The organism is Emticicia aquatilis (assembly GCF_014644295.1).
GTDB lineage: Bacteria > Bacteroidota > Bacteroidia > Cytophagales > Spirosomataceae > Emticicia > Emticicia aquatilis.
Genome location: NZ_BMKK01000002.1, coordinates 313,131 through 337,037, shown reverse-complemented (window position 1 = coordinate 337,037; position 23,907 = coordinate 313,131). Strand labels below are relative to the sequence as shown.

The 23,907-nt window shown below is 36.0% G+C and carries 24 protein-coding genes; 18 read left to right on the top strand and 6 right to left on the bottom strand.

The genetic code is table 11. The annotated features are described in order from the left end of the window. Window positions 1-20: 20 nt before the first annotated feature. From IEX65_RS05660 to IEX65_RS05605, 12 genes are all read left to right on the top strand, one after another. The gene (locus IEX65_RS05660) at window positions 21-2,087 is read left to right on the top strand and encodes a M23 family metallopeptidase (protein ID WP_188765053.1); all 2,067 of its coding nucleotides are present in this window, start codon (window positions 21-23) and stop codon (window positions 2,085-2,087) included. After that, the gene (gene bcp / locus IEX65_RS05655; protein WP_188765052.1) at window positions 2,020-2,469 is read left to right on the top strand and encodes a thioredoxin-dependent thiol peroxidase; all 450 of its coding nucleotides are present in this window, start codon (window positions 2,020-2,022) and stop codon (window positions 2,467-2,469) included. Before IEX65_RS05660 ends, bcp begins: the two co-directional genes overlap by 68 nt. Window positions 2,470-2,518: 49 nt before the next feature. After that, window positions 2,519-3,340, top strand: coding sequence for a DUF1295 domain-containing protein (locus IEX65_RS05650; RefSeq protein ID WP_188765051.1), 822 nt, complete (start codon window positions 2,519-2,521; stop codon window positions 3,338-3,340). A 179-nt stretch (window positions 3,341-3,519) separates the two neighbouring features. Further along, window positions 3,520-4,386, top strand: a complete 867-nt coding sequence (locus IEX65_RS05645; RefSeq protein WP_188765050.1) for a transketolase — start codon at window positions 3,520-3,522, stop codon at window positions 4,384-4,386. Window positions 4,387-4,416: 30 nt separating this feature from the next. Further along, entirely contained in the window at window positions 4,417-5,394 is a 978-nt protein-coding gene (locus IEX65_RS05640) for an AAA family ATPase (protein ID WP_188765049.1), read from the top strand. Beyond that, a complete protein-coding gene (locus IEX65_RS05635) occupies window positions 5,388-5,981 on the top strand; it encodes a DUF4276 family protein (RefSeq protein WP_188765048.1) in 594 nt (197 codons plus the stop codon). Before IEX65_RS05640 ends, IEX65_RS05635 begins: the two co-directional genes overlap by 7 nt. A 43-nt stretch (window positions 5,982-6,024) precedes the next feature. Beyond that, complete coding sequence (locus tag IEX65_RS05630) at window positions 6,025-6,981, top strand: transketolase family protein (RefSeq protein ID WP_188765047.1); 957 nt, start codon at window positions 6,025-6,027, stop codon at window positions 6,979-6,981. Window positions 6,982-7,113: 132 nt separating this feature from the next. Beyond that, window positions 7,114-7,677: an RNA polymerase sigma factor gene (locus IEX65_RS05625; protein WP_188765392.1), complete on the top strand. Its 564-nt coding sequence runs from the start codon at window positions 7,114-7,116 to the stop codon at window positions 7,675-7,677. Between the two features lie 72 nt (window positions 7,678-7,749). Next, a complete protein-coding gene (locus IEX65_RS05620) occupies window positions 7,750-8,466 on the top strand; it encodes a hypothetical protein (RefSeq protein ID WP_188765046.1) in 717 nt (238 codons plus the stop codon). An 84-nt stretch (window positions 8,467-8,550) separates the two neighbouring features. After that, window positions 8,551-8,991, top strand: coding sequence for a Spy/CpxP family protein refolding chaperone (locus IEX65_RS05615; protein ID WP_188765045.1), 441 nt, complete (start codon window positions 8,551-8,553; stop codon window positions 8,989-8,991). A 124-nt stretch (window positions 8,992-9,115) separates the two neighbouring features. Continuing rightward, window positions 9,116-10,357: a pyridoxal phosphate-dependent aminotransferase gene (locus tag IEX65_RS05610; protein WP_188765044.1), complete on the top strand. Its 1,242-nt coding sequence runs from the start codon at window positions 9,116-9,118 to the stop codon at window positions 10,355-10,357. Window positions 10,358-10,439: 82 nt separating this feature from the next. Then, entirely contained in the window at window positions 10,440-11,270 is an 831-nt protein-coding gene (locus IEX65_RS05605) for a CvfB family protein (RefSeq protein WP_188765043.1), read from the top strand. A gap of 75 nt (window positions 11,271-11,345) precedes the next feature. On the opposite strand, the gene IEX65_RS05600 is transcribed toward IEX65_RS05605, so the two are convergent. The 4 genes from IEX65_RS05600 to IEX65_RS05585 form a co-directional block, all read right to left on the bottom strand. After that, complete coding sequence (locus IEX65_RS05600) at window positions 11,346-11,750, bottom strand: ExbD/TolR family protein (RefSeq protein WP_188765042.1); 405 nt, start codon at window positions 11,748-11,750, stop codon at window positions 11,346-11,348. 123 nt (window positions 11,751-11,873) lie between these two features. Beyond that, window positions 11,874-12,548, bottom strand: coding sequence for a MotA/TolQ/ExbB proton channel family protein (locus IEX65_RS05595; protein ID WP_188765041.1), 675 nt, complete (start codon window positions 12,546-12,548; stop codon window positions 11,874-11,876). A gap of 93 nt (window positions 12,549-12,641) precedes the next feature. Next, window positions 12,642-14,126, bottom strand: coding sequence for a helix-turn-helix domain-containing protein (locus tag IEX65_RS05590; protein ID WP_188765040.1), 1,485 nt, complete (start codon window positions 14,124-14,126; stop codon window positions 12,642-12,644). Between the two features lie 176 nt (window positions 14,127-14,302). Continuing rightward, complete coding sequence (locus IEX65_RS05585) at window positions 14,303-15,118, bottom strand: hypothetical protein (protein ID WP_188765039.1); 816 nt, start codon at window positions 15,116-15,118, stop codon at window positions 14,303-14,305. Between the two features lie 123 nt (window positions 15,119-15,241). Here IEX65_RS05585 and IEX65_RS05580 point away from each other — a divergent pair, with 123 nt between their 5' ends. Continuing rightward, complete coding sequence (locus tag IEX65_RS05580; protein WP_188765038.1) at window positions 15,242-16,531, top strand: aminotransferase class I/II-fold pyridoxal phosphate-dependent enzyme; 1,290 nt, start codon at window positions 15,242-15,244, stop codon at window positions 16,529-16,531. 139 nt (window positions 16,532-16,670) lie between these two features. Beyond that, window positions 16,671-17,006 (top strand): bacillithiol system redox-active protein YtxJ, encoded by a 336-nt coding sequence (gene ytxJ, locus IEX65_RS05575; RefSeq protein ID WP_188765037.1) that lies wholly within the window; start codon window positions 16,671-16,673, stop codon window positions 17,004-17,006. Window positions 17,007-17,059: 53 nt separating this feature from the next. Here the strand turns inward: ytxJ and IEX65_RS05570 are convergent, their stop codons facing one another. Further along, entirely contained in the window at window positions 17,060-17,479 is a 420-nt protein-coding gene (locus IEX65_RS05570; protein ID WP_188765036.1) for an OsmC family protein, read from the bottom strand. A 166-nt stretch (window positions 17,480-17,645) separates the two neighbouring features. Between IEX65_RS05570 and IEX65_RS05565 the strand changes: the two genes are divergently transcribed. The 3 genes from IEX65_RS05565 to IEX65_RS05555 all read left to right on the top strand — a co-directional run bounded on the left by IEX65_RS05565 (window position 17,646) and on the right by IEX65_RS05555 (window position 20,667). Continuing rightward, a complete protein-coding gene (locus IEX65_RS05565; RefSeq protein ID WP_188765035.1) occupies window positions 17,646-18,425 on the top strand; it encodes a hypothetical protein in 780 nt (259 codons plus the stop codon). A 103-nt stretch (window positions 18,426-18,528) separates the two neighbouring features. Beyond that, window positions 18,529-19,404: a lipoyl synthase gene (gene lipA / locus IEX65_RS05560; RefSeq protein WP_188765034.1), complete on the top strand. Its 876-nt coding sequence runs from the start codon at window positions 18,529-18,531 to the stop codon at window positions 19,402-19,404. A 102-nt stretch (window positions 19,405-19,506) separates the two neighbouring features. After that, window positions 19,507-20,667: a lycopene cyclase family protein gene (locus IEX65_RS05555; protein WP_188765033.1), complete on the top strand. Its 1,161-nt coding sequence runs from the start codon at window positions 19,507-19,509 to the stop codon at window positions 20,665-20,667. Between the two features lie 62 nt (window positions 20,668-20,729). Here IEX65_RS05555 and IEX65_RS05550 read toward each other — a convergent pair whose 3' ends face one another. Then, complete coding sequence (locus tag IEX65_RS05550) at window positions 20,730-21,185, bottom strand: Lrp/AsnC family transcriptional regulator (protein ID WP_188765032.1); 456 nt, start codon at window positions 21,183-21,185, stop codon at window positions 20,730-20,732. A 150-nt stretch (window positions 21,186-21,335) separates the two neighbouring features. On the opposite strand from IEX65_RS05550, the gene IEX65_RS05545 reads away from it, so the two are divergent. Beyond that, entirely contained in the window at window positions 21,336-23,897 is a 2,562-nt protein-coding gene (locus IEX65_RS05545) for a serine hydrolase (RefSeq protein WP_188765031.1), read from the top strand. Window positions 23,898-23,907: the final 10 nt, after the last annotated feature.

The window sequence follows — 23,907 nt, the reverse complement described above, 5'->3', positions numbered from 1 at the left end:
AATTACCCACTTATAAACCCATGATTTTAACACGTATTCTAAGCACGCTTTTGCTCATAACATATTTGGTTTCTGATACCTCTTCAAACAGAGCCTACGGGCAACGAAGAAAAACTCAAAACCAAGATTACCCGAAAGGCTATTTCATGTTTCCGATACAGCCCGGGCAGCAAGCGTCTTTGTCAGGCGGTTTCGGAGATTTGCGTACCAATCACTTTCACGCAGGCGTCGATATTCGTACAGGTGGTGTAGAAGGGTACCAAGTATATGCCGCTGCTGATGGCTACGTTTCAAAGATTAGAGTAATGCGTGGTGGCTATGGCAACGTTATTTATATTACACACCCCAACGGCTACACAACGGTTTATGGTCACTTAAAGAATTTCAATGACCGAATCGAGCAGTATGTACGTCAGAAAGAATACAATCAACAAGTATGGGATATTGAGTTATCGCCTTCTCCAAACGACCTTCCAGTAAGAAAAGGCGAAATTGTAGCAATCGGTGGTAATACAGGGGCATCGGGTGGCCCACACCTCCACTTTGAGATACGTGATGAAGCCGAAAATGCCATTAATCCTCTAAAATTTGATTTCTGGGAAATTCAAGATTCGCAAGCACCTGTTGTTGAGCGAGTTATCTTAAAAACTCTCAATGCCTATTCTCGTGTAAATGGCGAATTTGGCCGAGTATCAATAGCACCTTCAAGAACTGCCGATGGCAATTATACAATTCCGAACGTCGTGAAGGCTCACGGAGTAATTGGTCTTGAACTAAACACCTATGACCGCAGCCAAACATCGCCTTTCAGACTCGGTATAACCGACCTTGAAGTAAAAGTAGATGGTAAGACAACTTATAAGCTGGGGCTTGAAAAAATGCCATTTGACATCTCGAAAGATATTAATGTTCATATTGACTATGACATTGCCGAAACTAACGGCGTAAGAATTCAAAAATGTTACGTTTCTGATGGGAATCGTTTATCTATCTATGAAACCGATGAAAACAAAGGGAAAATTATCATTCGTGATAATCAACTGCACCAAGTTTCTATCGAAGTAAAAGATACTTACGGTAATACTTCAATGATGACATTCTCAATTCAAGGCGACCAACCCAATGAGAGTTTCACGGACGAACTTGCCGAAGAAAGTAATTTTTCTGGTAATATTTCAACTTCAATCACTGAAAATACGCTGGCAATCAGAGCTAAAAATGCAAAAACATCTTCGGCAATCTTACAATACAAAGGTATCCCGACGGCAGTTCCATTGGCTTACAGAAGAGGAGCAGAATCGGTATATTTACATGATTTGAACAAAGGAATTGCCGACTTTGTGCAGGTTGATAATAGCTCCGAAAGATTAAGCATTAAGCAAGAAATTTTACCTAAAAAAGGTCAGTTTTATGCCGAACCAAATTTAGAGATTGACTTTGCCGATGCTCTTTATGATACTTTATATCTAAAAACGGCCGTTACTGGCAATCGTCTTTCGATAAACTCTGAGAAAATACCGCTAAAAGACTTCATGACCGTCACTTGGCAGCCTTTTGGCAGTGTAATTTCACCAAAAACAGGGGTTTATTATGTCAATGATGGACGAAAATATTTAGGCGGAACTTGGCTCGGTAGCAAAATACAATTTAAGACAAAGGAACTGGGTGATTTTCAGGTAATTACTGATAACGAAGCACCTGCTATCAGACCTGTAAGAATTGACTCAACCGAACTTCGTTTTTCAATTTCTGATAACCTATCGGGAATAAAAACCTTCAATTGCTATGTCGATGGGCAATGGGTTTTAATGGATTATGAATACAAATCGAATAGGATTTGGTCAATTAAACTCAATGATTCTGAAACATTTAGCGGTGATTTGAAGTTAGAAGTAACAGATAATGTAGGCAATTTGGCTGTTTATGAAGTCAATATCGACGAATACATAGCTACCCAAAGAGCCGTAAAGAAAGTTACAAAAAAATCATCATCTAAAAAGAAATTCAAAAGCAAGAAAAATGTCTCTAAAAGTAGGAAGTCCAGCTCCAAAAATTCAAGCAAAAAATCAAAACGGAAACGTCGTTAATCTTTCAGATTTTCTTGGCAAAAAAGTAATTCTTTACTTTTATCCAAAAGATGCCACACCTGGTTGTACGGCACAGGCTTGTAGCCTCCGAGATAATTATGATGCTCTTTTGGCTAAAGGATATGTAGTTTTAGGTGTTAGCGTTGACGATGAAAAATCGCACCAAAAATTCATTAAAAAATACGACCTACCCTTTGATTTACTGGCCGATACTGACCAAAAGATTGTGAATGATTATGGTGTTTGGGCCGAGAAATCAATGTATGGCCGTACTTACATGGGTATCGTACGCACAACTTTCGTGATTGATGAAAAAGGTATCATCGAAGAAATCATTCAGAAAGTAGATACAAAGAATCACGCCGAACAGATTTTAGGATAAATCTAAGCCGCCAACGAATTCAATGAATTGAACACTAAACATCAAAAACATGATTCGTATAGTATTACTCTTATTGATAGTTGGTTTAAGTATATTCTTAATTACAGAGCCTTTTCCATTTGGGGAAGGTTTTGTTGTTTTAATATCTTGTTTATCAATCCTTTGGATAATCAGCCTTATGGTAAAAGATGCCAGCATTATTGATATTTTTTGGGGAACAGGCTTTGTAATCGTAGCTTGGTTTTATAGAACAAACCTGAACCTAACAGATACTCGTTCGCTTATCTATTGCATACTTATCAGTATTTGGGGACTTCGACTAAGTATTCATTTAGCTTTCCGCAATATCGGCAAGGGCGAAGATTATCGTTATCAAGAATGGCGAAAACAATATCAGCTAAATTGGTGGTGGGTATCTTTTCTTAGAGTTTTCTTGCTTCAAGGTGTGCTACTTTGGATAATTTCTGCGGTATATGTACGTGCTATTGCCAAAACATCCTCCACATTAAATATTGCTGACTACGTAGGAATCTTACTCTGGTTAATAGGATTTACTTTTGAAGCCATTGGTGATTGGCAACTAACTCAATTCAAGAAAAATCCAGCAAATAAAGGAAAGGTACTCCAAACAGGTTTTTGGGCTTTAACCCGCCACCCTAACTATTTTGGTGATGCCCTTCTTTGGTGGGGCTTTTATTTATTTGCATTTTCAAATGGTGGATTCCTCTACATTTTTAGCCCAGTTTTAATGACATTTTTGTTGATGAAAGTTTCTGGTGTAACACTTTTAGAGCAAAAACTACAAGAAACCAAGCCACAATATGCCGATTACATAAAAAGAGTACCTGCCTTCTTTCCGAAGTTTTTTTGATACTTTTTTGCACAAATAATATAGATTTCAATAAAAACCTCGCTTCTGTGAGGTTTTTATGTTTTTAAAGCAAGATGTATTGCTTACTTTTGCATAATACTAAGTAAAACATTCCTTTTTTATATTTTTTTATTACTTTTGTATTAATTGTATATTTGACACTTAATAATTATTTGTAAATGCAAACCAAAGAATTACAAGACATCGCTTCGCAGGTACGTCGAGACATCGTTAGAATGGTTCATGGCTGTCAATCAGGTCACCCAGGTGGTTCATTAGGTTGTACTGATGTAATTGTTGGCCTTTACTTCCAACAAATGAAAATCAACAACCGTAAAGGTAAAGGCGGGTTCCTTACTTTTAACATGGACGCCACAAACGAAGATTTATTTTTCCTTTCGAATGGCCATATTTCGCCTGTTTTTTATAGTGTTTTGGCTCACAGAGGCTATTTCGATAAAGCAGAATTGGCTACTTTCCGTAAAATAAACTCACGTTTGCAAGGTCACCCAACTACGCATGAGCATCTTCCAGGTATCCGTATTGCCTCTGGTTCACTCGGACAAGGCTTGTCGGTAGCAATTGGTGCAGCATTAGCGAAGCGTTTGAATGGTGAAAAAACTACGGTTTATTGCTTAATGGGCGATGGCGAGCAACAAGAAGGACAAGTTTGGGAAGCAGCACAAGCCGCTCCGCACCACAAATTGGACAATTTGGTTGGTATCATCGACTTAAACGGACAACAAATTGATGGCCCGACTGAAAAAGTAATGTCGAACCGTGATTTGAAAGCTAAATACAAAGCATTCGGCTGGAATGTAATGGAAATCAAAGATGGTAATGACATGGAACAAGTAGTAGCGGGTTTGCGTAAAGCAAAACGTTTATTGGGCAAAGGTCAACCAGTAATGATTTTATTAAAAACTGAAATGGGTGCTGGCGTTGATTTCATGATGGGAAGCCACAAATGGCACGGTGTAGCTCCAAACGACGAGCAATTGGCAGCAGCATTGGCTCAATTGCCTGAGACTTTGGGAGATTATTAAACCCCTAACCCCTAAAGGGAGACATGTATTTTGAAGATAAAATCTTTACATATCAAGAATTTTAAGTCTATCGTTGATTTAACTATCAACGAGCCAAATCCTTTTACCGTTTTTGTCGGCCCAAATGGAAGTGGTAAGTCTAATATTTTTGAGGCTTTGGAATTATCATTTCTTTATCAAAATGTTACACTTGAGTATTTATATTCTATCTATGATGGTAATAATATTTTCAACAAAAATTTAGTTGAAAAAGTATTCGAGTTAAATTTATGGGAAGATAAGAATAAATATCTTACAATTAGTTTCAGTGGATTAGAAGATAGATACTGGCTAAGTGGTGCAAGTGGAACTTACCAAACTCGTAATCCTAAAAGAATAGAGGAGTTTTATAAAGATAGTTTTTCAAGAATATTTGTCTCGAATAAATTGAAAGAAAGAATATCTTTTCAATCCAATAACAAGCTATCTTTTTCCTGCGATAACCTCGAAAAAGTTCTAAAACGCCTTCTCGAAAACAAAGAAAAACGAGAAGAAATAAGCGAATGGTTAGAGTTATTTTTACCAGAATTTGATAGAATTGAAGTTCAAAAAAGCGAGTTTAGTAGTAATGAGAACCTTTTAATATATCAGAAACATTACGAAAGACCATTTAATAAAGAACTCATTTCTGATGGCACTTACAATATAATCGCCTTATTGGCAGCCGTTTATCAATCTGATGAGCCTCAGTTTTTGTGTATCGAAGAACCTGAAAATGGGTTAAATCCTTACGTTATCAGAAAGTTGGTGGATTTTTTCAGAAATGCTTGTGCAGAAAAAGGTCATTATATTTGGTTGAATACGCACTCACAAACATTAGTCGAGTGTCTTCAACCAGAAGAAGTTATTGTTGTAGATAAAATCAATGGTGAAACCCAAATCAAGCAAATCAAAGGCATGAATCTTCATGGTTTAGATATGGCTGAGGTTTGGTTATCGGGGGCTTTGGGAGGTGGCACACCGTGGTAAAAGTTGGATTTTTAGTGGAAGGTGATACCGAAAAAAAGATAATTTTATCCGATAATTTCAAGGCGTATTGTCAATCACGAAATATCGAAATTTTACCAAGTATTTTACCCACCAAAGGTCAGAGAGGAAAGGATATTTTCAAGAATAAAGAAAAAATTGAGGCTTTTATTGAAATCTTAAAAGATAACGGAGCAGAATATATTTTCGTTATCCGTGATTTAGAAGATTTAACTTGTGTTATCGACGCCAAAGACGAAATTGCATCTGACGAAGTGAATAAAATCATTGTTGTTAAAGCAATCGAGTCTTGGTTTTTAGCAGATACAAAAGCTATTTCATCCTATTTTGAACAAGATTCTTACTATCATGATTTACCCGAAAGTATTGAAAAGCCGTTCGATTATTTGAAACGGCAAAGTATTGAAATCAAAAAAAGAGGCATTAGTGATAAACTCATTTTTGCCGGTATAATGCTTAAAAATGGTTTTTCAATCGAAAATGCCGCCAAACACTCAAATTGCCAAAGTGCAAAATATTTTATTAAAAAATTAGAATCATTAAAACCCCTAACCCCTAAAGGGGGATAAAATCAAAAATCTTCTCTATCAGGGGAGCGGAGAAATTTTTAATATGACAAAATATCCATTTACCGAGAAAAAAGATACACGCTCTGGATTCGGAGCGGGCATGACCGAGCTTGGTCGCACAAATCCTAATGTCGTGACACTCTGTGCCGACTTAGTGGGTTCATTGAAAATTGATACATTCATCAAAGAAAACCCTGAGCGTTTTATCCAATGTGGTATTGCTGAGGCAAATATGATAGGTGTAGCTGCCGGTTTGACAATCGGCGGAAAAATTCCGTTTGCTACAACTTTCGCTAACTTTGGTTCGAGCCGTGTGTATGACCAAATCCGTCAGTCGGTAGCTTATTCTGACAAAAACGTTAAGATTGCCGTTTCGCACGCTGGTCTTACATTAGGCGAAGATGGTGCAACTCACCAAATCTTAGAAGATTTAGCCATGATGCGTTCATTGCCAAATATGACAGTTATTAATCCTTGCGATTTTAATCAGACAAAAGCTGCAACAATCGCCGCTGCCGAACACGAAGGTCCAGTTTACTTACGTTTTGGTCGCCCAGTTGTGCCGGTTTTCACTGCACCAGACCAAAAATTTGAAATCGGAAAAGCATGGATGGTTTCGGAAGGTAAAGATGTAAGTATTTTCGCAACAGGCCACTTAGTTTGGGAAGCTATCCAAGCATGTGAGATTTTGGAAGCAAAAGGAATCAGTGCTGAAATCGTTAATATTCACACTATCAAGCCTCTCGACGAAAAAGCGATTTTAAAATCGGTTCGTAAAACTAAATGTGTGGTTTCGTGCGAAGAACACCAAATGAATGGTGGTTTGGGAGATGCAATTGCTCAAACATTGGCGAAAAACTTCTTAGCTCCACAAGAATACGTAGCGGTAGATAATTCATTCGGCGAGTCAGGAACTCCTGCTCAATTGATGGAAAAATACGGCTTAAATGCTGCAACAATCGTAGAGAAAGCATTGAAAGTGATTGCAAGAAAAGGATAATAATTAATTATTCATTAAAAAAGTGCTGATTACATGCTTCGTAATTAGCACTTTTTTATTTTATTTATCTAAAAATTAAACTTTGGGTAAATTTATCAGTCCAACCAACATCACAGAAAATATTTTTGTATGATATCCGATTCGGAACTGCTATTACAATTTCAAGACGAGTTAAAACGGCACGATGCCTTTAGTCAACTGATAAAAAAATATCAGCAGAAAATCTATTGGCATATTCGTAAGATGGTCATTGACCACGACGATGCCGATGATGTCGTGCAAGAAACTTTTATTAAAGTATGGCAAGGTTTGCAAAACTTTAGGTCTGACTCTCAGCTCTATACGTGGATTTACCGAATCGCAACTAACGAAAGTTTAAATTTTTTACAAAAGAAGCGTCGCCAAAATCATGTGCCACTCGAAAACGACGATAGCCTTGATTTGCTTAATACACTTGAAAGTTCGATAAGTCAAGATTATATTTCAGGCGATGAAATTCAAATAAAACTACAGAAAGCTCTTTTGCAATTACCTGACAAACAGCGACTTGTATTTAACATGAAATATTACGATGATATGAAGTACGAAGAAATTGCCGAAATTACAGGCACTTCGGTTGGAGCATTGAAGGCGTCGTATCATTTAGCAGTCAAGAAAATCGAGGAGACACTCAATAGTCAAGAGGCAAGTTTTTAAGAAAAAAATTAAACCTTTTTAAAATATGTTTGTCAAAATATCGTTCAGACAAATTTTTGAAGCAAAAACACCATGATTTCACTTGATAAAATAGCAAAAGTTAATGTTTTCAAAGTTCCAAATAATTACTTTGATGACCTTACTTTGTCTATTTTAAAACAAACTTCTGAATCTACCACAAGCCTTAGTTCAAAAAAACAAACGCCTTTTGCCATGCCTGAGGGTTATTTTGAAGGACTTTCGGCCAAAATCATGGGTAGAATTGAGCAAATCGAAAAGAAAAATATTGATTTAGAAAGTTTAGCACGAGTAAATGTTTTCAAAGTTCCTGCAGAATATTTTCAAGAACTCGAAATCAACACAAACATTGAAAGATTCGGAAAAGATAATATTTTTAAAGTTCCAGCAGATTATTTTGATAACTTAACTGATGAAATTTTAACTAAAACAGCTCCAAAGCAACCTAAAATCATCAAAGTTAACTGGTGGGAGTCTTCAAAAATTCGTTGGTCAGCAGCAGCAAGTCTTGTTTTGATGGTTGGTTTGTGGTTTGGGATACCTCAATTTACAAAAAACAAGACCGAACTTGCTTTAGAAAAAGTAAGTAATGAAGAAATAAAATCATATTTAGAAACTCAAGACTTGAGCTATCTCGAATATGAAACTGCCGCAGAAACAGTACAAAACTCCGCAAAAACTGCTGATAATAAGGCATTAGATGGGCTAAATTTAGATAAAAAAGACATTTTGGAGCATCTCGAAAATCAAGATTTAGAAGAAGATATTTAACACAGGTCTGACGGAAACGTCTGACCAAAAAGTAATAGAGTAAAACCATAAACTGGTCAGACGTTTCGTCAGACCTCAAATACAATGAAAAAAATAGTTTTTATATTGCTGTTGCTTCCAATGCTTTCGATTGCCCAAAACCGACAAGGTGGCGGCGGTGGCAGAATGCAAAAAATCCATTCGGCAAAAATCGGAATGATTACCGAACGGCTCAATCTTACACCTGAGCAAGCACCACAATTTTGGGCTGTTTATAATGAGTACGAAAACAAAAAAATAGAGCTTAAAAAGAACATCCGCCGCACCATGGAAGATGCTGTTTCGTTGGCTGCTACCGATGATAAAATACTCGCTGCTCAGAAACAAGTAATAACGCTGCGGAGAAAAGAACTTGATTTAGAGGAAGAATATATGAATAAAATCCTCCGAACAATCACTCCTCGTCAGTTTTCGGAACTCAAACGCACCGAAGCAAATTTCAATAAAATGCTTCTCGAAAAACTGAACGAAAAAGCAGATAATTAATATTTTAGAGCTTTAATAACAGGAAGGCTTCGCTCAGAGCGAAGCCTTCCTTATTTTTATTCGTAAAAATCAAAATAACGCATGATTTTTGACTAATTTTGCATATAAATTATTTCTATTGAAGATGCTAAACAATATCAACAAAAGTAATCGTCTCAATAATTTGAGTTATGCTATACGTGGGCCAGTTTTCGAGAAAGCTCAACAATTGGAAGCGATGGGGCAAAAAATCATTAATCTGAATATCGGCAATCCCGCCCCATTCGGATTTGATGTTCCTGATGAGATTGTTCATGATATGATTATGAACATCCGTAATGCACAAGGTTATGTGCATCACTTAGGAATTTTTGCCGCCCGAAAGGCTATCATGCACTACACTCAACAAATTGGTATTCATGGCGTAACGATTGATGATATATTTATAGGTAACGGTGTTAGTGAGCTAATCGTAATGACAATGCAGGCTCTACTAAATGATGGTGATGAAATCTTGATTCCTTCACCTGACTACCCACTTTGGACCACCTCAGTGGCACTTTCTGGTGGCAAACCAGTGCATTATATCTGCGATGAAGAATCTGACTGGAACCCCGATTTAGATGATATTCGCCGTAAAATTACTCGAAAAACTAAAGGTATTGTAGTTATTAACCCCAATAACCCAACTGGAGCAGTTTACGACAAAGATGTTTTAGAGGGAATCATAAAAATAGCGGCCGAACATAATCTTATGGTTTTTGCCGATGAAATTTATGACAAAATCCTTTTCGATGGTGCTAAACACATTCCAATGGGTTCATTGAGTGATGACGTTTTCGTAATGACTTACGGTGGCTTATCTAAAAACTACCGTGCAACGGGCTTCCGTGGCGGTTGGGTAATTTTGAGCGGAGCAACTCACCGAGCAAAATCATTCGTAGAAGGCTTTACGCTATTGGCAAGTTTACGCCTATGTGCAAACGTACCAGCCCAATATGCTATCCAAACCGCTCTTGGTGGTTATCAAAGCATAAATGATTTGGTTGCTCCAACTGGTCGTCTGTGCAAGCAACGAGATTTGGTTCATTACAAAATAACTGATATTCCAGGGGTTACTTGTGTTAAGCCTAAAGGGGCTTTATACCTTTTCCCAAAAATAGATTTAAGAAAATTCTCATTCAAAGATGATGAGCAATTTACTTATGATTTGCTGTGCGAACAAAAAGTTTTAGTCGTATCGGGTACTGGATTTAATTATATCAAACCTGACCATTTCAGAATTGTGTTTTTGGCATCTTCTGAAGAATTAGAAACTGCCACTGGCCGAATCCGAAACTTCTTAGACCACACTCGCACTCGGGTTGACGAATTAGAATTAGCTTAAACTAATTGAAAATTAAAAATTGAGAATAAAAATTCAAAGTCAATTTTCAATTATTCATTATTCATTATCAATTTAAAAATAAATGCTTGATTTAGGTGTAAAAAATACTTTAAGAATCCTACGAGGTACGGGAGTTGGAATGTTTTTGGGTGATGACGAAGGAAATGACGTTCTTTTACCAAAAAAATACATTCCAGATGATGTAATTGTGGGCGATGATATTGAAGTATTTATTTACCGAGATTCGGAAGATAGAATCATTGCAACAACGCTCGAACCCAAAATTCAACTCAATGAGTTTGCTTATTTGCAAGTAAAAGCCGTTACTCAAGTTGGTGCTTTCCTTGATTGGGGTCTTGAAAAGGACTTATTTGTACCTTTCAGAGAGCAAAATAAAAAGATGGAGGTTGATAAATGGTATGCGGTTTATTTATATTTAGATGAAGACACCGACCGTTTGGTTGCTTCTTGTAAAGTGAATCGTTTTTTTGAAAAAGAAAATATTGATTTAACAATCAGCCAAGAAGTAGATATTTTAGTATTTGAAGAAACCGATTTAGGCATGAACGCCGTCATTAATAACCGATATAAAGGTTTGATTTATGAAAACGAGATTTTTCAAAGAATCAAAATCGGTACTCGTACGAAAGCATACGTAAAAAACATCAGAGATGACAAACGCATTGATTTGAGTCTCCAAAAACAAGGCTATGCGAATGTTGAACCAAATGCTGAAAGGATTTTGGAAAAACTTAAAGCCAACAATGGTTTCTTAGATGTGACTGATAAAAGCGACGCAAATTATGTAATGTATCAGCTTGAAATGAGTAAGAAAACGTTCAAGAAAGCTGTTGGAGCTTTATATCGTCAGCGAATTATCAGAATCGAAGATGATGGCATTTATTTGGTGTAATAGGCATTAGTATCAACGCAAAACGCTCAAATTGACCAGCAATTTGAGCGTTTTTTATATCATAGTTCACAACAACTATTTGTTATTCAGCTCAGTAGCAAGCACCATTCTGATTTTTAGTTTTGCCCCAAGCGACATCGCATCTACCAAATCTTGTACTGTTAATGAACTCTCTGCACGTAATACAACAGTTGGTTCTTCCATACCTTGTACTGCTCCTAAAAGCTTTTCTTCTAATTGTGGAAACGGAATCGGTGTTGAGTTAATGTAATATACCTTATCCTTTGTGATAGTCAGCGAAACAGGTTGTTTACTCACATCATGGGTAGATTTTGACGATTTAGGCAACAACAACTTTATTACATTCGGATTTCCGAGTGTAGAGATAATCAAGAAGAACAACAACAAGAAAAACATGATGTCGTTCAAGGATGATGTTGAAACCTCAGCTACAAATCTTCTTTGTCTTTTTAATTTCATATACTTAGCCGACAATCGCTAAAAGACTGTCAAGAGTTTTAATACCAAAAATATTTTTAACAAGCATAAAGCAGATAAACTAATCCATGTTTAATCGGCCAACTGTTGTCAGTGTAATGCTAATTATCGCACTGGCTCATTCAAAGTATCAAGAAAATCCATTACAGTTGCTTGTAATTGGATACCAAATTTATCAATCATCATATTGATGCCATGATAACCAATATATGCAATCAAACCAACAACCAAACCCGAACACGAAGAAATCATTTTTTCGTACAAACCATTCGCAATGATTTCGATTGTAAAGTTACCTGTTGTACCAATATCATAGAAAATACGAATAATACCCAAAATTGTACCTACAAAACCTAAGATTGGAGCCACCCCAGCAATCAAACCAAGATACCCCATATTTTTCTCCATTTTTGAAACCTCCAAATTGGCTTGAATCTCCATGGCACTTTCAATATCTTTCACTGGGCGGCCAATACGAGTAATCCCTTTCTCTAAGATTCTTGCGATTGGAAGGTTAGTGCTTTTACACAAAGTTGTTGCCGTGCGTAAATCTCCTCTCAAAATATTATCTTTCAACGACCTCAAAAATCCAAAGTCAATGTTTGACGCACTCTTGATGAAGAGATAGCGTTCAATCATAAAAAATATTGTCACAAATAATAATAATAAGATTGGGTAAACTACGATACCTCCTTTAAGTAGAAGGCTTAAGTAATTGATAGATTGAGCATTAGCTGCGGTAGCAGTTGAGTCAACTTGAAGCAAAACAGTTTGTAACATATAAGGTCGAGAAATGTATGGTTCGGTTATTTAACTTTAAAATAGCAAAATTTAGTATGTAATTAGACATTTTTTTCTGAAAAATATCAGCAACTATGCTCCCATAGATTTAAGAGCAGCTTTCATATTTTCGAGTTGACGCTTTTTCTGTAAAATTGCAGGTGCAGCCACTCTTTCTTTACAATCAAACAAACTACAACGTTCGCAGGTCTGATTTACCTCTCTCACAGCAATATTAGGGTCGGATAAGAACTTAAATTTACTTCTGAGGTTATCGTTAAGTTCAAACCCCATTGTCACACTAATATTTAAGTGTGAAATAATGTTCAAAGGGCGAGCCATCGACATTACAAAATATTGATTTTCTGAATCAACATAGTTTGAAATCTGAACGCCCACTAAGGGTTCTTTATACTTTCCGTTTTGCTGCAAAATAGAAATATCATCTAAGATATTGAGCGAAATCCAACGTCGGCAATAATGTTCTTTTTGTGTTTCGTGCGGATTATGGCGTTTTGCCAAGTGCATTTCCTTCGTCAAATGATAATCTTTTTGCCCCGATGGAGATTCAAAACGTAAGAAGAAAATACCATCTATTCCAAAGTATTTAGGCAATACATTGCTGATTCGGTGATAAAGGGTTTCGGGTGTAGCTTGAAAATAATCTGCTAAATCAATCAATGTCTTATTACTCCATGTTTCTTGATTGAACAAATATTCTAATTTCTCAATTAACTTTTCTTTACGAATAAGAATGGCCCCTGCAAAATAAGAAGCGTTGAAATTATTCAGTACAGAATCAAATGATTTTACCTCAACCCACGAAGATGTATAAGGTCTTTCTTTGATTTTCATGTATAAAAAGCCCAATTCACGCCCCAACGTAAATGCACGTTGGTCAGAAGTAATCCGTTTATTAATGAGCAAAGTATTGTTTTTTGGTAAAAATACAGAGCGAATATTAACAATATCTGGATAATCTTCTTCGTCGAAATACTTAATCGTGAAGCCGTATTTATCAGTCAATAAGTTCGATAAAAAGTATTCATCAACTTGTTGTTCGGGCGAAATTTTGTGTTCGGCTAAAAACTTATCAACCTCCTCTTCTATTTCTGGGAAATAATTATCGTGCATTTCTTGGTACGACCGCAACACTGCAAAATAAAACTGCTCAACCGACATATTGTAGCTTCTCCCAATTTCGATGATAGTACTAATAAAAGCACTCAATTTGGTAGGAGCATCAGAAAGTAATTCGAGTAAATCGGCAGGAGAAATCCCAAAAATTTCAAAGGGAAGTTCTGTCAGGAAGTTTGACCGCAGTAATTCAGAGATTGGTTCTAACTTTTTATTGAGCTTGAGCGAAACAAGTGTGTCATAATCTACCCCCATTGCTTCGGCTAAAGCCACAATTTTATCAGATTTAGGGTACTTTTTCCCTTTCTCAATCTCATTAATATACGACATCGAAAGACCTGACTTTTGTGCCAGTTCTGTAAGCGACATTCCTTTGTCGAGTCGAAGTTGTTTAAGTTTTAGTCCAAATACAAGACGGATGTTATCAGTATTAAGGCTCATCAATTAATTTGGAGTTTCTTTGGTTTATTTTAGGGTTGTTGGCAGAAAAAAATCTTTGGTTGTATTTTCAACAATAAAGGTAACAAAAATGTACAAATTTCAAGAAACATTCTTAAAAAAATACAAAAAAAGCGTTTGAAAAATTCTCAAACGCTTTAGGCGAATATTTATTTGAATCAAATTGGAGTTTTACATCTATATATAGAACGAGTAATACTAAAATTGACTATTTCATTTCTAAGAGTTTTAAATACATTTTTCGATGCTTCTACTATTGCTTTAATTGATATTTTCTCATATTTTCCATTATTAGCATTTTGATTAATGGCAATACCATAAATAACCAAAAAATAACCAATAGCATTAGACCAGTATAAAGGTATATATAAAGAATGTTGATTACCTTTAAAAACATAGAAATAATAGCTATACAAAATATCTTTAAGAATGAGTACTGAAACCCCAATTGCTACAAACCAGTAACTTTTTCTTGGCACGGGTCTAAAGTATCCAAGTATTGCTAATATTGTTACTTCAACAGCATAGATAATTACCATGAAATACAACAAATTTGGCAAAATCTTTAATAAAACAAAGCCAAAAAAGAAGAATATAAACATTACAGGAACAAGTATTTTCAAAATATTAGTTTTACCAATATTAAACACAAAAGCTCTTTCTTTTCTAAAAATAACAATGAAAATCAAATGCAAAAAAATAGCTGCTGTAATCTGTAAGAACTCTCCCCTTTCATTCAGGTCAAAAAAAAGAACAACATCACATATACACCCTATTATGGAGACAAGCATCATTAGTTTATCTATATGGCTAAACTGCCACTCTCGCTTTATGAAGTAAATTACTCCACAAAGAGGCATAAGAAGGCCGTGCCCAATGATTTTAAACCAAAGTGCAGTTCCATTACCAAAACTTAGCGAATTTATCGAAGCGAGAATAATTAAAAAAATAAAAGCAAGAACAAGTCTAAACATGAAAATGTATTGTTCGATTTTTCTACAAATAAAAACAAAAAAAATGAATATTGCTATTAAAAATTTGTGTTGGCACAATCTTTGATATTTGAGGATTATCATACACTTAGCCCCATTATAAATATGAAAAATATTGATTCTCGACTATCACTTATCAAAGAGGTATTCACAAAAGCTCATGACCTTGAATTAATTAGAATTCGAGCAAAATTGGATAATTCTTCAGGCAGTACCTTCGATTTAAATGGGCAAGATATGACAAATTTTATATGCAATAATTACCTTGCATTTGAAATGGATGAACGAGTTAAGCAAGCTGCAATTGAAGGAATTCAACGATTTGGACTTCAAACTTCTGTATCAAGAACCTATGTAACATTTGACCATTTCAATGAATTAGAAGAGAAATTAGAAAAAATTTTTGAATTACCAACTATCATAGCATCATGTACCGCACTTGGTAATTTAGCATATATTCCATTGATTGTTGGTAGTAATGATGCTATTATTTTGGACCAATTTGCACACGAAAGTGTAAAAATGGCTGCCAATCTGCTGAAAGTAGAAGGTAGACATATTGAGGTCATAAAACATAATAATATGGAAATCCTTGAAAAAAGGATAAAAGTACTTAGAGAAACGTACACCAACATCTGGTATCTTGCTGATAGCGTTTACTCAATGCACGGCGATACGGCTCCAATTCAAGATATAGAAACTCTTCTAAATTCGTACGACAACTTTTACTGCTATTTGGATGATGCTCACGGCATGAGTTGGATAGGCAAAAACGGGAAAGGATTTGTACTGAACAAAATAAATAAACACGAAAAGTTATACATAATTACGGCTCTCAACAAAGGTTTTGGGGCGATGAGTTCGGCCTTAATTTTTCCTAATAAAGAAATCAAGACCTATGTTGAAACCTGTAATGCCGCTATACGTTTTTCAGCTCCAACACCACATGCAGGAATTTTAGCTGCATCAAAAATTGCAGATATTCATTTATCAAGTGAAATTTACGAAAAACAAGCCCAATTAAATGAATTAATTACTCACTTTAAAAGCAGAGCCAAACAATTAAATTTACCAATTATAAACTTTAGTCATACTCCAATTTTCTACTTAGCAGTTGGAGCAAGTGTCGATGTTCTATTTAAATTTGGCAAATACTTCAAGGATTCAGGCTTCTTGATGAGTATGGCATCATATCCTGTTGTTCCAGTAGTTCACTCTGGCTTTAGAATTTCACTCAGTTTATATCAAACAACAAAGAGTATTGATAATTTACTATTTACAATTGCCGAATATATTGAAGATTTAGAGCGAAAAGGGCAATTCAATCGTGAAGATGCCCTTAAAGGTTTCAAATTAAATATCAAAGAAAGAGAAAGAATGTTGGCATCTATCTAATATCATTAGCTAAATATCTGACGAGGATTCCTAAAGCAAGTAAATTTAGGAATCCTCGTTTTCATTTATGTCCAATTATCAGCCGAAACTTTTCACAACGATGGAGTGTTTTATCTGTAAACCATATAATGTTCATTAGATGAATTGGAATAAACTTACAGAAGAGAATCAGTTAGAAGAAATCAAGCAAGAGTCATATAATCAGCCAGTTATGATTCTGAAACATAGCACAACTTGCTCAATTAGTGCAACTGCATTAGCGAGATTAGAGAGAGCATGGAAAGATGAGGAAGCAAAGGATTTAAAACCTTACTACCTTGATTTATTGAAACTCAGACCGATTTCAAATAAAATTGCTCAAGAGTTTGATGTTGAACACGAATCTCCTCAAGTATTAATCATCAAAAACGGAAAGTCTGTTTATGATGCTTCGCACTTTGATATACGTTTTGATGAAATCGTCAGTCAATTATAGCATATCAATGGTAAATGATGAACGATAGACATTCATCATTTACCAAAATATTATTAAGCAACAGTCCAATTAAAATTAAAAACTTGTTCGATATCAGGGTGTAAACTTAGCGAAACTGGGCAAGTATGAGCAGCTCTCACATATTTTGCTTGTACCTCTTCCGAAAGAGCCTCTGGAGTTTTCATTGTAAAATCAACAATAACTTTAGCAATTCGACGTGGTGCTTCGGCCGACATTATTTTTGTAACTTCAATTTCTGAGCCACTAAAATCAACACCTTCACGCTTAGCCACAATTCCCATGATTGTCATTGCACAGCTTCCGAGTGAAGTTGCAGCTAAATCAGTAGGAGAAAAGGCTTCACCTTTACCATTATTATCAACAGGTGCATCTGTAATAATTGTTTCATTTGATTGCAAATGAGTGGCTTGCGTACGCAAATCGCCAAGATAAACTATTTTTGAAGTAGGCATTTTCTTTGATTAAATAATTTTAATTTCATTAATAAACACTTCAAAATAAGGCAAAAACAAGTATTTTTCAAAAGCAAAGAACATTCATTTAATTTATTTAGTTAAATTAAAGATGATTTTTCAAAAAATTCCGTTTATATTTATATTGTTAATCCCGAATAAAACAATGGCTTCCGTAATTGTCAGATTTCTAAGCATATTTTTTGTACTTTTTTCGATAAGTACTTTTGCTCAACGTAAAGCAACTACACCTGCACCTAAGAAAACAAGTGAGGATTATAAAATGCTGGCTTATGGTGCCACAACCAACACCAATTCGGGGTTGTTGGGAGGAGTCGTGGTTCGCCACTCAAGTGCCGTTGGTAGTATGAAAGGACACCCACTTCATCGCTACATTGCTGTCGAAGCTATTAATATCAAACATCCTAAAGAAAAATCAGAGCCTACGAGTATAGCCAATAGATTCATTTACGGCAAAACCAATTATCTATTTTCGGTTCGTCCGCAATACGGTAGAGAAATTGTTTATTTCAAGAAAAATGGTGAAGACGGCATAGGAATCAGCTTGATTGTAGCTGGTGGCCCTTCGATTGGCATTCAAAAACCTTATTATATCAAATACGACCGTACTGGTCGTGGTCAGATTGAAGTTGTTCAGTACGACCCAAATATTCATAAAGAATTAAATCGTATTCAAGGTTCGGCCGGTATTTGGCAAGATTTCTTCAAAAATATGCAGTTGAATCCTGGTGTACATTTTAAAGTTGCTGCTAATATTGATATGAATACCTTCGGCAATAGCCTAACAGGTTTTGAAATTGGTCTAACCGCCGAGGCTTTCAGCAAAAAGCCTGAAATCATGTCGAGTCAGTTAACGCAAAACTCACAATTTTATACATCAGGCTTTCTGACGGTATATTTTGGTAATAGAAAACAAAAAAAATAGCTTCTCGAAAGGCATAATGCCTTACCTTTGCATCAACAAATTATTCTTGTTTGGCTGAAAAATAAATTTAGTGAAACAAGCTCAGTAAAACTTCCGTAAAATAATGATAGAATTACCCGTTGTAAGTACCGAACAACGTACTCGTCGCCCAGATTGGTTGAGAGTGAAACTTCCTATTGGCGAAAATTTCAAAAAAGTACGTAGCTTAGTTGACGAATATAAATTACATACAATTTGCCAGTCGGGAAATTGCCCGAATATGGGCGAATGTTGGGGAGAAGGAACTGCCACTTTTATGATTTTGGGGAATGTCTGTACACGTAGTTGTACATTCTGTGCAGTAGCAACTGGTCGCCCGAATGAATATGATACTGATGAGCCACGCCGTGTAGCCGAAGCGATTCAGTTAATGCAAGTAAAACACGCTGTACTGACTTCAGTAAACCGTGATGAATTAAAAGACAAAGGTGCTGAAATTTGGTATCAGACCGTAAGAGCCGTGAAGGAAGTTTCTCCAAAAACTACCATCGAAACGCTTATTCCTGATACAAAAAGTAATTGGGAAGCTCTCTACCGTATGATTTCGGCAGGTCAAGAAGTAGTTTCACATAATATGGAAACAGTTGAACGTTTGTATAGAAATGTGCGTCCACAAGCAAAATATGCACGTAGTTTAGAGCAAATCCGTAGAACAAAAGAATACGGACAACGCACAAAATCGGGTATTATGCTTGGTTTGGGTGAAACTCAAGATGAGGTTTTCAAAGCAATGGATGATTTGGCCGAAAACGGTTTAGATATTCTTACACTCGGACAATACCTTCAACCAACAAAAATGCACCACGAAGTAATTGAGTTTATTCATCCAGATACATTTGCAATGTATCGTGAAGAAGGCTTACGTCGTGGATTGAAATATGTTGAGTCGGGTCCGTTGGTTCGCTCAAGTTATCACGCCGAACGACACGTACACGTATAAAAGAAAATATTCAACAAACATATTTTCAATAAATTTGTTCTTCCATAAGATAAGCAGCAGTTTATCTTATGGATTTTTTATTTTTAGCAAAACCTAATTAAAGTGGAAACTAACAACTGGGATTTTATTATCTGTGGAGGTGGAATGGCGGGACTTTCGTTGGCGTATTATCTACAAAATAGTCAGTTAGGCCATTCTTCCATTTTGGTAATCGAACCTCAAGAAAAAAATAAAAATGACCGTACTTGGGCCTTTTGGGAGTCGAAAAAAGGCACTTTTGAAAATATTTTATATAAAAAATGGAATGCCGTTAATTTCCGAGATGCTTCCAACAAAATTCAGAAACTCGATATCGGGGACTATCAATACAAACTCCTCCGAGGTATAGATTTTTATAATTTTGTACTTACTGAATTACGAAAGTCACCTAATATTCAATTTACCAAAGATTCGGCAATAAGCATTGACGATAATAATGAATATGCTACTGTAAAAACAGCAACTGGAGAAACTTACAAAGCCGATTTTGTATTTGATAGCACCTACAAACTCAAGCTCAATATTCCGAAAAACCATAATTTATTGCAACATTTCAAGGGTTTGATAATCAGGTCAGAAAAACCAGTATTTGACCCTGCCCTACCCGAAATGATGGATTTTGGCGTAGAACAATACAACGAATGTCGTTTTATGTACGTTTTGCCTTTTGATGAACACAACGCTATCGTTGAATATACGCTTTTTACAGAGAGATTATTGGAAGAAAAGGAATACGATGATGAGTTAAAAAAATATATTTCTGAAAAATTACAAATAGTTGACTATGAAGTAATTGAAGATGAATTTGGAATAATTCCGATGTCTGATGAGGCTACTAATGAATTTCCGAGCAAGCATGTCGTCAGAATTGGCACTGCTGGTGGTTACACCAATCCTGCTACTGGTTATACTTTTCAGAATACTCAAAAACGCTTAAAAGCCCTTGTTGAGCAACTGGAAAAAACTGGTTCGCCAGTAATAAAAACTTCATGGTTTCAGAAACGCTTTTTCTTCTACGCAAGTGTTTTGTTGAATGTCCTTGAACAAAAACGCCTTCCCGCTGCCGAAGTTTTCGCACGCCTGTACGAACGAAACCCTGCCTCGCAAATCTTCAAATTTTTAGATGGAGAAACCAATCTTTGGGAAGAAATTAAAATTATGAATTCGACTAAAAAACTAAAGTTCATAGCGGCCGTTTTTGATGTAATTCGTAGAAAAGTTTAAATGTGGGGCGAACATCCTGTTCGCCATTGAGAAATAAGCGAACAGGATGTTCGCTCTACAAATCAGTCAATCTGAATTACGGTTGAATACTTCACATCATGCAACACAACGGCACTACTATGCACCTTAACTATCTGAATTTCAGCCAGTTGTTTTAAAAAATCATCATATTCCTTAATGTCTTTCACATAAACTTTTAGCTGATAATCAACCAAGCCTGCTAAATGATAACATTCCAAAACCTGCGGCATTGAACGAACAATATTCTCAAAGTTTTCGATATTCTCTTTGGTATAAATCGGCATCGAAACATTACAAAAAACTACTTGCCCCTTCCCTACTCTTTCAGGATTCAACAAAGCCACGTAGCCCTCAATTACTCCCTCTTTTTCTAAACGTTTAATTCGCTCAAAAATCGGTGAAGTCGTAAGGTTCAGTTCTTCGGCCAGCTCTTTTATGGTCAACTTGGCATTTTTCTGCAAAAGCCCCAAGATTTGTTTATCGACATTATCCAGCATAATTTGCTTTTTGTTTATCTCATTTTATAGTTCAAAAGAATATTTTGCTTAAAATTAGCACATATTTCTATTTATATTAGAAAAATTTCTTATTTAAAAGAACAAAAACTAACTTTATCAAAATTTCAAAGCATTTATCAAATCATCATTATGCGAAATTTCATACTTTTATTCTTGTTTTTTTGTACGCATCTGAGCTATTCTCAATATACTCCTCAACAAATTGAAAGTGTCAATTCTGCACTTACGAAACTACATGAACAAGCTATGTTCAATGGCGTTGTCTTGATTGCCAAAGAAGGAAAACCTCTCTACAAAAAAGCTTTTGGAATTGCGAGTATTCAAACACAAGAAGCCCTTGCTACTAATTCATCATTTAATTTAGCATCGGTTTCTAAGCAATTTGTGGCTATGATGACAATGATTTTGAAAGAACAAGGCAAACTACAATTTGATGATAAAGTAAAAAAACATTTACCGAATTTCCCCTACGATAAAATCTCGATTCGTCAATTATTGACGCACACCTCAGGCCTGCCCGAGTATTTCGATTTAGCAACCAAATTCACTAATACACTCGATACCCTCAATAATGAAAAGGTTCTTAGTCTACTGGTAGACCTTCGCCCAGAACTTGAGTTTGAGTCGGGTAGTGAATGGCAATATTCTAATACGGGCTATGTTTTGTTGGCATCAATCATTGAAAAAGCCTCAAAAATGAAAGTTGAGACATTTTTCGATAAATATATTACCCAACCACTTCTTCTAACAAACACCTTTGTTTATTATCTAAACATGAAAAGCCCGTTGAGCCTAAAAACTCAGCGGGTTTATGGGTTCGAGCGTCAAAATGGACAAAACTCTTTGAATGACCTTATGAGATTTGATGGTGTTGTAGGCGATGGAAATATTTATTCTTCGGTTGAAGATTTATTGACTTGGGAACAAGCTCTATATACGAATAAATTAGTAAGTAAAGCAACCCTACAAGAGGCATTTACGCCTGTAAAATTGAAAAATGGAGAAACTTACAATTATGGTTTTGCTTGGGAAACCAGCGATGATGATGAAACACTCAGTCATACTGGCAGTTGGGTTGGTTTTGAAAATTATATTGAACGAAATCTGAGTAAAAAAACAACAGTTATCATTCTCAGTAATGGTACAAACGATATAGCAATAGATTTAGTTAATGCTATTCTATCAGGCAAAAAACCTAAAATCCCTACTACTCAACTCATTAAAAATATTAAGCTCATTGATGGTACTGGCTCAGTAGCCCGCAAAGCAGATGTGCGATTGAAAGATGATAGAATTTGGGAAATTGGTAATCTAATAACTTTCCCGAATGAAGAAAGTACCGATGGACAAGGATTGGTTTTATCACCTGGATTTATTGATACCCATAGCCACCATTTTGGGGGACTCAATAAAGTTCCCGAAGCAATACCTGCTGTTAGTCAAGGAATTACGACTATTGTAATTGGGCAAGATGGCGGTAGCTACCCGATGGATACATTGAAAAATTTCTTCAAAAAACGCCCAGTTGCAGTCAATATTGCCACCTATACAGGACATTCGACACTACGGAGTGAAGTAATGGGAGCCAAAAGTCTGTATCGAACTGCCAAGCCTTCGGAAGTAGACAAAATGAAGGTTTTACTAAAAAAAGAATTAGAAAAAGGTTCTTTGGGTCTGGCTACGGGTTTGGAATATGAATCTGCTTTCTTCTCAAACCGAGATGAAGTTTTGCAACTTGCTCAAATAGTGGCCGAAAACGGTGGTCGCTACATGAGTCATATTCGCAGTGAAGACATAAATTTGGATGATGCCATTGATGAAATCATAGAAATTGGCAGAGAAACCAAAATTCCTGTACAGATTTCGCACATAAAAATTGCAAAAAAAGACCAATGGGGCAAGTCTCCTCAGTTGTTGGCAAGGTTACAAAAGGCTCGTGCAGAAGGAATCAATATCACAGCTGATTGCTATCCTTATGATTTTTGGAATTCAACCCTTCGTGTGCTTTTCCCAAACCGAGATTACACCAATCCTGCCAGTGCTGAATTTGCTGTCAATCAATTATTTGACCCAGAAAGGTCAGTTTTGGTGCGTTTTGCCCCAAATAAATCTTATGCAGGAAAAACAATTTCGGCAATTGCTAAAGAACGTAACGAAAAACCATCACAAACCCTGATGAATTTAATAGCCATTGCCGCCGAATTTGAGGAGAAAAACCCTGATTTTAATGAGGGAATTGAGGCAATTATGGGAAAATCAATGGATGAGGCCGATGTTGCCAATTTCCTACTTTGGTCGCACACCAATATTTGCTCAGATGGTGCATCAAGTGGCCATCCACGGGGACATGGCACTTTTACAAAAATTCTGGGCAGATATGTGCGTGAACAAAAACTCATGCAACTCGAAACTGCCATTTATAAAATGACAGGTTTATCGGCTGAAAATTTAGGTATAAACGATAGAGGCATAATTACCAACGGGAATTATGCTGACTTGGTACTTTTCAACCCTGAGACTGTTATTGACAATGCCAATATTCAAGATGGAAAAGCCCTTTCAACGGGCATTGAAAAAGTTTGGGTAAATGGACAAGTCGTATATCAATCACAGAAAGCTACGGGTAAATATTCGGGAGTTTTAATAGCCCCCAACCCCCGAAGGGGGCTAAATACTGAAAATGATAATTAATTAAATAATT